This window comes from Streptomyces sp. NPDC001204 (genome assembly GCF_053598035.1).
Map to the genome: position 1 here is coordinate 23,453 of NZ_JBSFJL010000006.1, position 13,956 is coordinate 37,408.

Sequence of the window (13,956 nt, forward strand, 5' to 3'; positions counted from 1 at the left end):
TACCTGAAATTCATGCCCCACGGGAACCTCGGACATGGATTCGTACGTACTATTACCGGCCACCTTTTGACAGTCTTCGCAGGCCGCTCGATGCGCCACGGGGGGAGCTTCATGCGTCATTTCGGGCACCTCGCCACCGAGGTGCGGCAGCGCCTGTTCCATCAGGAGCCGTGCGAGTTCACCGCCGACTCCCCGGCGCGGACGCTCTCCGCGGCCCTGGGCGCCACGCTCTACAGCCCGGCCACCCGACCGCGGCTCGCCGACGACATCGTCAAGCAGGCGGGGCGTGGTGTGGTCTCGATGGTGCTGTGCCTGGAGGACTCGATCGACGACGCCGAGGTGGAACACGGCGAGGAGAACCTGGTCCGGCAGTTCGCCGAACTGGCCGCGCTCGAGCGGGCGTCCGGCTCCGTGGAGCTCCCGCTGCTGTTCATCCGGGTCCGCGTCCCCGAGCAGATCCCCGACCTCGTGCGGCGCCTCGGGCCCGCGGTGCGGCTGCTGTCCGGGTTCGTGCTGCCGAAGTTCACCGCGGAGAGGGGCATTCCGTTCCTGGAGGCGGTGCACGCCGCCGAGGCGGAGAGCGGACGGCGGCTGTTCGCCATGCCGGTCCTCGAATCGCCCGAGCTGCTCTACCGGGAGTCGCGGGTGGAGACCCTGGAGGGGATCTTCCGCGCGGTCGACAAGTACCGCGACCGGGTGCTCGCGCTGCGCCTCGGCGTGACGGACTTCTGCTCCTCGTACGGGCTGCGCAGGGCCCCCGACATGACCGCCTACGACCTCCAGGTCGTCGCCTCCGTGATCGCCGACGTGGTGAACATGCTGGGGCGGGCCGACGGCACCGGGTTCACGGTGACCGGGCCGGTGTGGGAGTACTTCCGGGTGCAGGAGCGCATGTTCAAGCCACAGTTGCGGCAGAGCCCCTTCATGGAGGTGCAGGCCGTCGAGCTTCGCGAGAAGCTGATCGAGCACGCGATGGACGGGCTGCTGCGGGAGATCTCCCTGGACCAGGCCAACGGGCTGCTCGGCAAGACCTGCATCCACCCCTCGCACGTCCTGCCCGTGCACGCGTTGTCGGTGGTCAGCCACGAGGAGTTCAGCGACGCGGCGGACATCCTGCGGCCCGAGCGCGGCGGCGGGGGCGTCCTGAGGTCGGCGTACACGAACAAGATGAACGAGGTGAAGCCGCACCGCGCCTGGGCCGAGCGGACCCTGCTGCGCGCCGAGGTCTTCGGCGTCGCGCGGGAGGACGTCGGCTTCGTGGAACTGCTGGCCGCCGCGGTCTCCGACTGACCGCACCGCATCACCGCCGAGGGCACACAAGGAAGGCATGAACAAGCCAGTGAACGACGGGCTCTGGTCCGGCACCTGGGTCGCCGAGCGACTCGGGGTCGAACTCGTGGGCGACGACCGGCTGACGGGCCTGCTGGGTCTCGCGCTGCGCCGCAACCCCAAGCGGGCGCACCTGCTCGTGTCCAACGTGCTCGGCAAGCACGTGCCGCAGTCGCCCTCGGTCGTGTACGGCCACGGATTCGCCCTGGGCCGCCGGGTCCGCGACCTGCTGGGCGCCGAGCAGTGCGGCCGGGCGGTCGTCCTGGGCTACGCGGAGACCGCGACGGGCCTCGGCCACGCGGTCGCGGACGGCCTCGGCACCGCGCCGTACCTGCACTCCACGCGCCGCCCGGTCCCCGGCGTCGCCCCGGCCGGCGGCTTCGAGGAGTCCCACTCGCACGCCACCTCCCACCTCCTGCTGCCCGAGAGCCCCGCGCTGCTGGCCTCCGACGGCCCGCTGGTCCTGGTGGACGACGAGTTCTCCACCGGCAACACGGTCCTGAACACCATCCGCGACCTGCACGCCCGCCATCCGCGCAAGCGGTACGTCGTCGTCGCGCTGGTCGACATGCGGGCCCCGTCCGACGCGGACCGGCTGCGGCAGTTCGCCGACCGGATCGACGCCCAGGTGTCCCTGGTGACCACCGCCTCCGGCACGGTCCGCCTTCCCGCGGACGTCCTGGAGAGGGGCCGGGACCTCGTCGCACACCACGAAGCAGCCCAACAGGCAGGGTTCCGCTCGGAACAGGTACCACTCCCGGCCGGTGCTTCGGCGGGGGCGGAGGGCACTGCCGTGTGTGAGGCGTCCGTCGTTCCGGGGCAGCGGGGGGCCGGGCGTGTCCGGCGGGTCGAGCTGCGCTGGCCCCGGGGGGTGCCGGACGGCGGGCGGCACGGGTTCACGCCGGTGCACCGGGACCGGCTGGAGTGGGCGCTGCCCGCCATGGCCGCCCGGATCGCCGAGGCGTTGCCCCGGGACGCGCGGCAGGTGCTGGTGCTCGGCTGCGAGGAGCTGATGTACGCGCCGCTGCGGCTGGCGCGGGAGGTGGAGCAGGTCGTGGAGGCCGAGGTGCGGTACTCCACCACCACCCGCTCGCCCGTGCTGGCCGTGGACGACCCCGGTTACGCGATCCGCACCCGGCTGGTCTTCCCGGCGCACGACGACCCGGCCGACGGCCCCGGCGAGCGCTACGCCTACAACGTCGCCGGCGGTGGCTTCGACGCCGTGGTCGCCGTCGTCGACTCCGCCGCCGACACCCCCGAACTGCACGCGCCCACCGGCCTGCTGGCCCGGCTCGCCGCGCACACCCCGCATGTCCTGCTCGCGGTCGTGCCCTCGTACCTCCCCGTGCCCCCGCACGCCCCCGAAAGGTCCCCGATGCTGCCCGAGCCCCTCCGCGGCCCCGCCTTCTCCTCGTACGCGCCCGACGAGGTCGGCTGGCTGCTCCAGGACCTCTCGGACGCGACGCTGGAGGCGCCGACGGAGGAGCGCGAGGAGGCGATCCAGAGCGGCGGCGCCCACTACGCCGAGTCGCTGCCGGTGGAGTACCAGCCCAGCGAGCAGTACCAGGAGCTGTTCCACACGGCCCTGACGGCCTCCGCCGCGCGGATCGCCCGGGCCGTGGGCGTGGTCACCGAGACGATCCTCGCCGAACTCCCCCTGCGCCGGAGGAACCCGGCCGGGACGGAGGAGACCCCGGGCGCCGGTCCCGTGCTCGTCTCGCTGGCCCGCGCCGGGACACCCGTCGGCGTACTGATGCGGCGCTGGGCCCGGTTCCGGCACGGCCGGGACCTGCCGCACTACGCCGTGTCGATCGTGCGCGGCCGCGGCATCGACACCAACGCGCTGCGCTGGCTGGCCGCCCACCACGACCCCCGCGACGTCGTCTTCGTCGACGGCTGGACCGGCAAGGGCGCCATCACCCGCGAACTGACGCAGGCGATCAGGGAGTTCGAGGAGCACGAAGGGATCAACGGGTTCGACCCGGAGATCGCGGTGCTGGCCGACCCCGGTTCGTGCGTGCGGACGTACGGCACCCGGGAGGACTTCCTCATACCCTCCGCCTGCCTCAACTCCACCGTGTCCGGCCTGATCTCGCGGACCGTGCTGCGCGCGGACCTGGTCGGCCCGCACGACTTCCACGGCGCGAAGTTCTACCGCGAACTGGCCGGCGCCGACGTGTCGAACGTCTTCCTCGGCGCCGTCTCCCAGTGCTTCCCCGAGGTCGCCGACAGCGTCGACACCGCCGCCAAGGAACTGCTGTCCACCGACCGCACCCCCACCTGGGAGGGCTGGGCGGCGGTCGAGCGCATCAGCGAGGAGTACGGCATCCACGACGTGAACCTGGTCAAGCCCGGCGTCGGCGAGACCACCCGTGTGCTGCTGCGCCGGGTGCCGTGGAAGATCCTGGCGCGGGCCGGAGCCGGCGCCGACCTGGACCACGTACGGCTGCTGGCCGCGCAGCGCGGGGTCCCGGTCGAGGAGGTGGACGAACTGCCTTACAGCTGCGTGGGGTTGATCCACCCCCGGTACACGCGCGGGGCGACCGGCGCCGACGGCAGGACGGTGACCCGCTGATGCCGGTCCTGGTGGCGAGCGATCTCGACCGTACGCTCATCTACTCCTCCGCCGCCCTGGCGCTGACCATGCCGGACGCGCGGGCACCCAGGCTGCTGTGCGTGGAGGTGCACGAGAGCAGGCCGCTGTCGTACCTGACCGAGACGGCGGCCCAGCTGCTCACCGATCTCGCCGACACGGCGGTGTTCGTGCCCGCCACGACCCGCACCCGCAAGCAGTACCTGCGCATCAACCTGCCGGGCCCGGCACCGACGTACGCCATCTGCGCCAACGGCGGCCATCTGCTGGTGGACGGCGTGTCGGACGGCGACTGGCACCGGCGGGTCCTCGCGCGGCTGGCCGACGAGTGCGCGTCACTCGCGGAGGTCCAGGAGCACCTGCTGCGCACCGCCGACCCGGCCTGGGTGCGCAAGCACCGCGTCGCCGAGGATCTGTTCGCCTACCTCGTGGTGGAGCGCGAGCTGCTGCCCGAGGAGTGGGTGAAGGAGCTGGCCGCGTGGGCGGCCGGCCGGGGCTGGACGGTCTCGTTGCAGGGCCGCAAGCTCTACGCCGTCCCCAAGCCGCTGACCAAGAGCGCCGCCGTCCGCGAGGTGGCCCGCCGCACCGGCGCCGACCTGGTCCTCGGCGCCGGCGACTCGCTGCTGGACGCCGACCTGCTGCACGCCGTGGACCGCGGCTGGCGGCCCGGACACGGCGAACTGGCCGACACCGGCTGGACGGCACCCGGCGTCACCGCCCTGCCCGAGCGCGGGGTGCTCGCCGGCGAGCGGATCGTGCGGGAGTTCCTCAGGGTGGCCCGAGCGCCCCGGTAGGAGCGTCAGCCGCGGCAGTCGGCAGGAGCGTCAGCCGCAGCAGCCTCCGCCGCAGCACCCGCCGCCGCCCGAGCCGGACCGCGGCGCGGGTGCCGGGGCGGCCGCCGAGCCGCCCACCGCGACCGTGGACAGCAGCTTGACCGTGTCGTCGTGCCCGGCGGGGCAGCTCGCCGGGGCGGACGACTCCGCCATGGGACGACTCAGTTCGAAGGTGTCGCCGCAGCTCCGGCAGCGGTACTCGTAGCGAGGCATGTGCCCAGATTAACGGGCGTGACCGGACGCACAGCCCTTGGTGTTTCTTATGTCTTGGTTTCTGTCCAGTTCTTGTGCGGAGAAATTGAAAAGACGGCTGATAATTTTGTAGCGCCGCGAGGGCCGCGTGGCGGCTGCGAACAAGGGGGAGGGCAGCCGCAGTTGCGGTGACTGTGTCGACCCGCGCGAGCAATTCGAAAGTGCGGAGGAGGACGCAGTAGTGACGGAGGCAGGGCGGGGGGACGGCCTTCCGGAGGAGGACCGCCGGACCGGAGGGAGCCGCGCCGAGGCCGGAGCACCGGGCCGGTCGCAGACCGACCGGTCGGTGCGTGCGGAGGAAACGATCCAGCTCAAGGTCGACGCGCTGCGCCGAGCGGACGAGACCATGCAGCTGAAGGTCGACGCCCTCCGTGGCCGGCAGACGGGCGCGCAGCCGCACGAGACGATGCAGTTACGCGTCTTACGGACGCAGCCCGAACCGCCCGAACCGCCCGACCTCTCCGACCCGTCCGACGGTCCGTCCCGGCGGCGCGCCGACCGCCGCAAGCCGCGCACCGGCCCCACGCTCCCCCCGGCCCTGACCCGGCGCCTCGCCCCCCTCGTCGCGGTGGCCGCGCCGTACGCACGGAAACTGAAACCGGTCTACCCGCGCCCCGGCCGCACCGGCTGGCGGCGCTGGCTCCCCTCCTGGAAGCAGTGGCTCGGCGCCACCCTCTCGGCCCTGGGCCTGAGCACCCTCCTCCTGACCATCGCCTACGCCGCGACCGACATTCCGCGGAACCTGAACGCCTACGCCACCCAGCAGGACAACGTCTACTTCTGGTCCGACGGCACCCCCATGGCCCGTACCGGCTGGGTGCAGCGCCAGGCGATGCCGCTGAAGGACATACCCGAGGACGTCCGCTGGGCGGTCCTCGCGGCCGAGAACGAGAGCTTCTACAGCGACCCCGGCATCTCCTTCACGGGCATCGGCCGAGCCCTGTGGCGCACCGTCGGCAAGGGCGACACCCAGGGCGGCTCCACCATCACCCAGCAGTACGTCAAGAACGTCTACCTCTCCCAGGACCAGTCCGTCAGCCGCAAGTTCACCGAGGCGATGATCGCGCTCAAGCTGGACAACCGGATGAGCAAGGACAAGATCCTCGAGGGCTACCTCAACACCAGCTGGTTCGGCCGCGGCACCTACGGCATCCAGCGCGCCGCCCAGGCCTACTACGGCAAGGACGTCGGCGACCTCGACGCCAGTGAGGCCGCCTTCCTCGCCTCCCTGCTCAAGGGTGCCGGGCTCTACGACCCCACCCTGAGCCCGGCCAACCACAGCCGGGCCGTGGAGCGCTGGACCTGGACCCTCGACCGCATGGTCAAGATCGGAAAGCTGTCGCAGGCCGAACGCGCCAAGTTCCGCACGTTCCCCGAGCCGCTCAAGCGCAACCCGCTCTACGACACCGGTCAGCAGAGCGACTACCTGGTCGAACTGGCCTCGCAGTACGCCAGGAAGACCGCGCACATCACCGACCAGCAGTTCGACCTGGGCGGCTACCAGATCTACACCACCTTCGACCGCAAGCGGGAGAGCACCCTGACCGACGAGGTCACCAAGGCCCGCAAGAAGGCGCGGAAGACCACCCCCGGCCCGGCCGGGACCGTGCACTACGGCGCCGCCTCCGTGGCCGCCGACGGCCGCATCCTCGCCGTCTACGGCGGCCCCGACCACCGGACCCAGGGCTACAACGAGTCCAACGCCTCGACCGTCCCGGCCGGTTCGGCCTTCCTGCCGTTCGTCTACGCGGCCGGACTCGAGCACGGCGTCACCAAGCGGCGTGACGTCCCCAGGGAGCAGGTCACCCCCCAGACCCTCTACGACGGCGACGACGACGTGCCCGTCACCACCCCCGAGGGCCCCTACTGGGACCGCAGCGGAAAGAAGGTGTCCGCCCACAACGACGACAAGAAGTCCTGGGGGCGGATCAGCCTGCACCAGGCGCTCGCGAACTCCGTGAACACGCCCTTCATGCAACTCGGCATGGACACCGGGCTGGACCGGGTCAAGCAGACCGCCCAGGCCGCCGGACTGCTGCCCTCCAGCATGGGCCCGCAGGTGCCCGCGCTGTCCCTGGGCAGCTCCACCCCGAGCGCGATCCGGATGGCCAGCGGCTACGCCACCTTCGCCGCCAAGGGCACGCACACCGAGCCGTACTCGGTGCGGCGCATCACCCGCAACGGCTCCTCCGTCCGGCTGGACGCCCCGGCCGCACGGCGCGCGTTCGGCCGGGGCGTGGCCGCGGCGGTCACCGAGGCGCTCGGCGACTCCTTCCGCACCGCCCACCCGGGCGCGGCGTCCGGCACGGCCCCGGTCGCGGGCAAGGCCGGCACCACCGAGGACGACACCGCCGCCTGGTACGCGGGCACGGCCGGGTCGGTGTCCACGGCGGTCGTCGTCTACCGCATGGACCTGGCCAGGAGCCTCGAACCGCTGCCGCTGGAAGGAGTCGCCGGCACCCCGGCCGACAGCGTCCCCTACGGGATCTGGGCCGGTGCCATGAACCCACTCGGCTGAACCCGGCGGCCCGGCCGCACCCACCCCCCTCGCAGATTGAGCCCCCCATGAAGTCAACCGGCCGTCGGCGCAAGGCCCGTGCGCCCCGCCGTGCCACCCGCCCCGAGTTCCTGACCCTGGCCGCCCTGCTGGTCGTCGCCTCCGTGGTGGCGGGGTTCCTGACGCTGACCCGTGCCGACTCGACCACGCCGACCGCGTCCGCCGGATCGAAGGGAGCGGACGCCAAGGCCGGCTCCAAGTCCGGCCCCAAGGACGCCGGTTCCCCGTCCGGGGCGGCCGAGGAGCCCGAGTGGGACGGCAAGGTCCGGGTGCTCGGCGACGGCTCCACCTCCTACACCGGCCCGCAGAAGGCCGAGTGGAAGCCGAAGCCGCTCAAACCCGGCGAGAAACCGCCGCAGTTCGTGGTCTTCTCCTGGGACGGCGCCCTGGAGGGCGACGACCGCCTGTTCTCGCACTACCGCGAGCTGGCCAAGGAGTACGACGCCCACATGACCTTCTTCCTCACGGGCATCTACCTGCTGCCCAAGGCCAAGAAGGACCTCTACCACCCGCCGCAGCACCCGGCGGGCGCCGCCGCCATCGACTACGCCACCGTGGACCACATCCGCACCACCCTGGAACAGCTCGGCGAGGCGTACGAGGACGGCAACGAGATCGGTACCCACTTCAACGGCCACTTCTGCGGCGCCAAGGGCGGCGGTGACTGGAGCGTCAAGGAGTGGAAGAGCGAGATCGACCAGTTCTACTCCTTCGCGGAGAAGTGGAAGACCAACAGCGGCCTCACCGACGTCCCGCCGCTGCCCTTCGACTTCAGGAAGGAGATCACCGGCGGACGCGCGCCCTGCCTGGAGGGGCAGCCCAACCTGCTGAAGGCCATCAAGGACTACGGCTGGCGCTACGACGCCAGTTCGCCCGGCGACTTCCAGATCTGGCCGTCGAAGAAGGAGGGCGTCTGGGACTTCCCGCTCCAGATGCTCCCCTACGAGGACGGCAAGTACCAGGGCCTGTCGATGGACTTCAACTTCCTCTACAACCAGTCCAACGGTGAGACCCAGGGCGATCCGGCCAACTTCCCGCAGTGGGAGCAGCAGACCGTCGACTCCTACATGGCCGGATTCAACCGGGTCTACTACGGCAGCCGGGCGCCCCTGTTCGTCGGCAACCACTTCGAGGACTGGAACGGCGGCATCTACATGAAGGCCATCGACCAGGTCGTCAAGAACATCTGCACCAAGAAGGACGTCAAGTGCGTCTCGTTCCGGGAGCTCGCCGACTGGCTGGACGTCCAGAAGCCGGAGACGCTGCAACGGCTGCGCGCCCTGGACCCGGCCCAGTCCCCCGACTGGTCGTCGGTCGTCAACTGACATGCAGGACTGGGGAGTTCCACTTGTGCCCCCCGCTCCACAGCAACTCCACACCGCATGCGAAGATGCCGTCGCCCGGTAGGTCTACCGGCGTAGAGGGGAACACCATTGAAATCAAGGAAATTAAGCCGTAAACGGCGTCGCGCCACCATAGTCTCGGCGGCGGCCGCCTCGGTCGTCGCCGGCGTGGCGCTGGTGCCCAACTGGAGCGCGGGCGCGGCGGTCACCGACGACCCGACGGTGGACGCGGCCACCAGGGCCACCTTCCAGAAGCTGGCCGACGCGGTCTTCACCGACCGCACCCAGGCCCTGGTGGACGACGCCCCGGGGAGCAAGGGACGCCACCACCGGCTGACGTCCGGCTTCTCCGGCAAGGTCCGCCTGTCCGGCACGCAGTCGCGCGAGGAGACCTCCGCCCTGGACCAACTGCGCGGCCGCAAGACGCGGCTCGCGAAGCTGGGTGAGAAGTACAGCGCCGCCAAGACCAGCGTGTCGCTGGACGCCACCCAGGTGAAGGGCCGCGACGCCAAGGTCGCCGTCACCGAGACCACGACCCTGACGTACCGGAAGATCCGCGGCAACGAGCCGAAGACCACCGGCTTCCAGGCCCACCACGAGCTGACGTTCAGGGCCGACCAGCAGGGCAACTGGCAGCTGACGCGCATCCGCGACACGGACGACGGCGTCGCCGTCAACCAGATCGCCGCACCGCCCGTGGTCACGCCGCCCACCGCGAAGCCGTCGACCACGGCACCGACCGCGAAGGCCTCGACCAAGGCGCCCACCCCGGCTCCGACCACCCAGGCTCCGACCACCGCGGCTCCGACCACCGCGGCCCCGGCTGCCTCCAGCACGGCCCCCGGCGTCGCCGCCGACGGCAACCCGCCGTCGGCCCCTCGCGCGGCCATCACCACGAACCCGCCCGCCGCGCCGAAGAACCTCTCCGGCGGCGCCTACGACTACAAGGCCATGGCGGCGTACGCGACGAAGTACTGGAACAACTACAACCCCGCCTACCCCGACTTCAACTGGGCGGGAGCCGGCGGCGACTGCACCAACTTCGTCAGCCAGTCCCTCAAGGCGGGCGGCTGGAAGCACGAACCCGGCTACACGTACGACTTCCACAAGTGGTTCGGGAACTCCGAGATCCAGTCGGACTCGTTCGTCGGCGTCAACGAGTTCTCCTGGTTCGCCCTGTCCTCCAAGCGGGTCACCAGCCTCGCCAACGTCTACCAGATGGACGTCGGCGACGTGCTCCAGGTGGACTTCAACCGGGACGGGTCCAAGGACCACTCCATGATCGTCACGTCCCGCACCGCGCAGGGCGTGCCGTACCTGTCGTACCACTCCACCAACACCTACAACAGGTCGGTGGCGAGCATCATCGCCTCCTACCCGGACGCGTACTACTACGCCTACCGGACCTGAGCGGTGCCTTCCGGGAGCGGGGAGCGGGCCGTCAGTGGCCGGCTCCCCGCTCCTCGCGGATCCGGGACACCACCGCGGCCACCGTCTGCCGGACCGCCTCGGTCTCCGTCAGGAAGTGCCAGTAGTCGGGATGGCGGCCCTCCAGCGTGGCCACCGCCCGCTCCAGCCGGCCCACCGAGTCGTCCAGCGGGCGAGCGTGCCGCGGATCCGGCGTCGTACGGCCCGACATGGCCAACCGCTGCGCGTCCCGGATCGCGAACCGGGTCCGCTCGACCTCCGCCTGCGGGTCCTTCTGCACCGAATTCAGCCGCCGCAGCCGGTCCCCGGCGGCCGACACCGCCTCGTCGGTGGTGTTCAGCAGCGCCCGTACCGTCGACAGCAGCGCCGTCGCGTCCGGCCAGCGCTGGGCGTCCCGCGCGGACTGCGCCTCCCGCAGCTTCGCCTCCGCCTCCCGCACACTCCCGGCGGCCTGCTCCGGCACCTGTTGCAGGTCCTGCCAGCAGGCGACCGTGAACCGCCGCCGCAGCTCGCTGAGCACCGGCTCCACCTGCCCGGCGCGCGTACTCAGCGCCTGCGCCCGGGTGCGCAGCGACACCAGCCGGTGATCGATCTCGGCGGCCTGCTCCGGCAGCCGCACCGCGTCCGCCCGGATCGCCTCCGCCTCCCGCGCCACCCGCTCGGCGCGCTCCAGCGTCGGCTGCACGCCGTGCTGTCCCGCGCCCTGGTTGAGCCTGGTCAGCTCGGGGGAGAGGGCGGCGAGCCGGGCGGCCAGGTCGTCCGCCCTGAGCCCGGAGCCGCGGACGTCGTCGAGCGCGCCGGCGGCGGCGCTCAGGGCCTGCCGGGCGCGCTCCACGGAGGGCGCCACACGCGCCAGTTGGGTCTCCGCCTTGCCGAGCAGTGGACCGAGGCCACTGCCGAAACGGTCCAGCTCCCTTTTGACGCCCAGCAGTTCGTCCTTGGCGGCGGTCAGGTCGACGCGCGCCCGGGAGGCCACGGAGGCCTCCAGGTCGTCACGGTCCAGGTCCTGGGCGTCGACGGCCTGGATGTAACGCTGACTGACCTCGTCGATGCGCCGCCCCAGAGCCTCGAAGTCGGCGACCGCGCGGCGGGCGTCCGGGGAGTCGTCGACGGCCGTGATCGTCTCGATCGAGATCCGCAGGTCGCGCTGGGCGCTGTCCAGCTCGTAGAAGGCGGCCGCGGCGGCGTCCTTGGCGGCCTGCGCCTCGGCCCGCTGGGTCTCGGCCCGCCCGCCGAACCAGCGCCGGGTGCCGCCGCCCGCGAAGGCGGCCGGCAGCGCGAGCAGGGCGAGCACCGGCAGGCCCATCAGTACGAGGACATCACGGACGTCACGGGCGGCCGAGGTGCGGGCCGGGCTCGGACAGGCGCTCCGAGGCCGGGGCCGTGCATACGGCGAGTGCGGCTGTGCGGGGGTCGCCGGTGTCGCCGTCACATCCCTCTCCCGTGCTGTGGTCCGCCATGCGTGTGGTCATTCTCCCATTCGCGGCGGACGAACACACGGGCCGGTCAGTCAGCCGTACGAACTGTGATCCTTCCGTCGCCGGCGGTCGCGGACACCACGTGGGAGCTGGCGTCGTTCCGGGGCACGGAGACGTCCACCGAGCCGTCGCCGGTCTTCGTCGTCACCCGGTACACGGCGTGCGGCAGCACCACGCTGATGGAGCCGTCCCCGGAACTCGTCTCCACCCGGTCCGGCACGGCGGCCAGTTCGAGGCGGACCGAGCCGTCGCCGGTGGTGGCCCGCACCCGGCGGGAGGAGACCTCCGCCCGTACGGTCCCGTCGCCGGAGCGCAGCTCCAGGGGCCCGGTGGAGTCGGTGACGTGCACGGACCCGTCGCCGGTACGGATGCTCAGCGCGTCCTTGAACCCGCGCGCCCGCACGCTGCCGTCGCGGTCCTCGACCTTCACGGCGATCCCGCGCGGGACCTCGATCCGGTGCTTGGCCGAGCAGTCGGCGACCAACCCCGAGCACTTCATCCGCAGCACCAGCCGGTCGTCCCGCATGGACCAGGTCACCCTCGGATCGTCCCCGACCAGCACGGACCCACGGAACCAGCGGGTGACCTCCACGGTCCCCGGCTCCGCCGAACCGGCGGCGACGATCTCCAGCGCCGAGTCGTCCGAGTCCACGGTCAGGGTGTCTCCGCGCAGGGCGAAGGAGTGCCGCTCGGGGCTGGTGTCGTCCTCGGCGGAGCCCCCGCAGGCCGTGGCCGTGGCGACCAGGACCACGACGGCACCGGCGACGGCGGCGACACGAGCGGGCACGGAACGGGACATGACGATCTCCCCCTGACGACGGACGACGAGCCCCCACGGCTCTGTGAAGACCGTAGAAAGAACCTCCGCCACGGAGAATCCGGCGGGCTACCGGACGGGGGGTGGGGTAAACCCCCGCAGCACCGGGTCCGTTGACACGACGAAGGCCCAGGTCTCCGGGTGTCACCCGTGGACCTGGGCCCTGGTCGTACTGCTCTGCAAACCGGTGGGCGCGGACGGTTTCGAACCGCCGACATCCTGCTTGTAAGGCAGGCGCTCTACCCCTGAGCTACGCACCCGGACGAGTGGACAGCCTACCTTGCCGGGGGAGCCGTCCCGCAAACCCGTTGTTCGGCCCCCCGGCGGCCCATGTCACTTCCAGGAGCATGGCGTGGTTCAGGCGGTCGAGGGCGGGGTCTCGTCCTCGTCGGCCGGGGGTTCGGGGGTGTGTTTCAGGTGGCTGCGGGCGGTGACGCCGGCCGGGCCGGGCAGTTCCGACCAGTAGCGGTGGGTGCTGACGAACACCGCGAGTTCGTGCTCGCGGCGGCGGAGCTTTTCGACCGCGGCCTGCTCGTCCGGTGTCCAGCCCGGTGAGGCCGGCCGCTCCACCTTGCGCCAGCCGCCGTCGTCGCTGAACCCGTCCAGCGGCTCGACCGACCAGGGCAGCCGCTTGAGCAGGGCCGACAGCTCGGCCCGTACCTGGTGCAGCTCCTCCTGACCGGCGAGGAGGTCACTCGGGAAGTCATAGCGCGTAGCCACGCCGCAATGCTACGCCTGTTCGAATTTGGCTCGCGACCGCAATGCCAGGGGTTCATGTGTTCGAGTTCGCTCCGGGTGGCGGGAGCGGCTTTCGAGCAGGGGCTCTCAAGTAGCAACGCGGATGTCGCGGCCGGGGCACGGTCCGTACCGTCCCGGCCGTGGAGAACACCGTGAACACCCGCGCGCGGACCGCAGGCGCTGCTGGGCGTGCCGCTCCGGGTGATGCCGGCCCTCGGTCGGGTCGCCGCGCGAGGACGGTGCGGCGGGGTGCTTGCGCGGTGGGCGCGGGGCGTGCTGACACTGGGGGCATGTGCCGGAGCATCAAGACACTGCGCCCGCCCGTGTTGCCCGTGGAGGCGACCGAGGAGGAGATCCGGGCGGCCGCGTTGCAGTACGTGCGGAAGGTCTCGGGGTTTCGGGCGCCTGCCGCGCACAACCAGGAGGTCTTCGACCGGGCGGTCGACGTGATCGCGCAGGCCACGCAGGAGCTGCTGGCGGGGCTGGAAGTGCGGGGGCAGGCGGCGTCCAGGGCCGGGTGACGGCCCGGAGGGGGCCGGGTGACGGCGGGATACGGGTGACGGCCGGGCGGGGTCGGGTGGCGGCCCG

At 71.8% G+C, this 13,956-nt stretch carries 11 protein-coding genes and 1 tRNA gene; 7 read left to right on the forward strand and 5 right to left on the reverse strand.

Features of this window, described 5'->3' with window-relative positions; translation table 11 throughout:
* The first annotated feature begins 111 nt into the window (after positions 1-111).
* Genes ACWC91_RS10460 through ACWC91_RS10470 form a run of 3 tightly spaced genes read left to right on the forward strand, consistent with a single transcriptional unit; the run spans position 112 to position 4,716 of the window.
* Positions 112-1,290: an HpcH/HpaI aldolase/citrate lyase family protein gene (locus tag ACWC91_RS10460; protein ID WP_281155777.1), complete on the forward strand. Its 1,179-nt coding sequence runs from the start codon at positions 112-114 to the stop codon at positions 1,288-1,290.
* Positions 1,291-1,327: 37 nt separating this feature from the next.
* Entirely contained in the window at positions 1,328-3,904 is a 2,577-nt protein-coding gene (locus ACWC91_RS10465) for a phosphoribosyltransferase (RefSeq protein ID WP_376500488.1), read from the forward strand.
* Complete coding sequence (locus ACWC91_RS10470) at positions 3,904-4,716, forward strand: HAD family hydrolase (protein WP_376500490.1); 813 nt, start codon at positions 3,904-3,906, stop codon at positions 4,714-4,716. The genes ACWC91_RS10465 and ACWC91_RS10470 overlap by 1 nt, the downstream gene beginning before the upstream one ends.
* A gap of 30 nt (positions 4,717-4,746) precedes the next feature.
* Here ACWC91_RS10470 and ACWC91_RS10475 read toward each other — a convergent pair whose 3' ends face one another.
* On the reverse strand, positions 4,747-4,968 hold the full coding sequence (locus ACWC91_RS10475) for an FmdB family zinc ribbon protein (RefSeq protein WP_100567009.1): 222 nt from the start codon (positions 4,966-4,968) through the stop codon (positions 4,747-4,749).
* 385 nt (positions 4,969-5,353) lie between these two features.
* Between ACWC91_RS10475 and ACWC91_RS10480 the strand changes: the two genes are divergently transcribed.
* From ACWC91_RS10480 to ACWC91_RS10490, 3 genes are all read left to right on the forward strand, one after another.
* Positions 5,354-7,525: a transglycosylase domain-containing protein gene (locus tag ACWC91_RS10480; RefSeq protein ID WP_450640686.1), complete on the forward strand. Its 2,172-nt coding sequence runs from the start codon at positions 5,354-5,356 to the stop codon at positions 7,523-7,525.
* Positions 7,526-7,572: 47 nt separating this feature from the next.
* Positions 7,573-8,889, forward strand: a complete 1,317-nt coding sequence (locus ACWC91_RS10485; protein ID WP_376500492.1) for a polysaccharide deacetylase family protein — start codon at positions 7,573-7,575, stop codon at positions 8,887-8,889.
* Positions 8,890-9,075: 186 nt separating this feature from the next.
* Positions 9,076-10,317 (forward strand): amidase domain-containing protein, encoded by a 1,242-nt coding sequence (locus tag ACWC91_RS10490; protein ID WP_450640681.1) that lies wholly within the window; start codon positions 9,076-9,078, stop codon positions 10,315-10,317.
* A 31-nt stretch (positions 10,318-10,348) separates the two neighbouring features.
* Here the strand turns inward: ACWC91_RS10490 and ACWC91_RS10495 are convergent, their stop codons facing one another.
* The 4 genes from ACWC91_RS10495 to ACWC91_RS10510 all read right to left on the reverse strand — a co-directional run bounded on the left by ACWC91_RS10495 (position 10,349) and on the right by ACWC91_RS10510 (position 13,350).
* Entirely contained in the window at positions 10,349-11,767 is a 1,419-nt protein-coding gene (locus ACWC91_RS10495) for a coiled-coil domain-containing protein (RefSeq protein ID WP_225074989.1), read from the reverse strand.
* A 74-nt stretch (positions 11,768-11,841) separates the two neighbouring features.
* On the reverse strand, positions 11,842-12,612 hold the full coding sequence (locus tag ACWC91_RS10500; protein WP_225074988.1) for a DUF4097 family beta strand repeat-containing protein: 771 nt from the start codon (positions 12,610-12,612) through the stop codon (positions 11,842-11,844).
* Positions 12,613-12,818: 206 nt separating this feature from the next.
* Positions 12,819-12,890: transfer RNA gene (locus tag ACWC91_RS10505), tRNA-Val, on the reverse strand.
* Positions 12,891-12,987: 97 nt separating this feature from the next.
* Positions 12,988-13,350: a hypothetical protein gene (locus ACWC91_RS10510; protein ID WP_450640679.1), complete on the reverse strand. Its 363-nt coding sequence runs from the start codon at positions 13,348-13,350 to the stop codon at positions 12,988-12,990.
* A gap of 308 nt (positions 13,351-13,658) precedes the next feature.
* Here ACWC91_RS10510 and ACWC91_RS10515 point away from each other — a divergent pair, with 308 nt between their 5' ends.
* Positions 13,659-13,889: a DUF2277 domain-containing protein gene (locus ACWC91_RS10515; protein WP_450640678.1), complete on the forward strand. Its 231-nt coding sequence runs from the start codon at positions 13,659-13,661 to the stop codon at positions 13,887-13,889.
* Positions 13,890-13,956 lie beyond the last annotated feature (67 nt).

Excerpts from the sequence above, each read along its gene's own strand:
- ACWC91_RS10460 (WP_281155777.1), top strand. The coding sequence starts at position 112 with ATGCGTCATTTCGGGCACCTCGCCACCGAGGTGCGGCAGCGCCTGTTC.
- ACWC91_RS10465 (WP_376500488.1), top strand. The coding sequence starts at position 1,328 with ATGAACAAGCCAGTGAACGACGGGCTCTGGTCCGGCACCTGGGTCGCC.
- ACWC91_RS10470 (WP_376500490.1), top strand. The coding sequence starts at position 3,904 with ATGCCGGTCCTGGTGGCGAGCGATCTCGACCGTACGCTCATCTACTCC.
- ACWC91_RS10475 (WP_100567009.1), bottom strand. The coding sequence starts at position 4,968 with ATGCCTCGCTACGAGTACCGCTGCCGGAGCTGCGGCGACACCTTCGAA.
- ACWC91_RS10480 (WP_450640686.1), top strand. The coding sequence starts at position 5,354 with ATGCAGCTGAAGGTCGACGCCCTCCGTGGCCGGCAGACGGGCGCGCAG.
- ACWC91_RS10485 (WP_376500492.1), top strand. The coding sequence starts at position 7,573 with ATGAAGTCAACCGGCCGTCGGCGCAAGGCCCGTGCGCCCCGCCGTGCC.
- ACWC91_RS10500 (WP_225074988.1), bottom strand. The coding sequence starts at position 12,612 with ATGTCCCGTTCCGTGCCCGCTCGTGTCGCCGCCGTCGCCGGTGCCGTC.
- ACWC91_RS10515 (WP_450640678.1), top strand. The coding sequence starts at position 13,659 with ATGTGCCGGAGCATCAAGACACTGCGCCCGCCCGTGTTGCCCGTGGAG.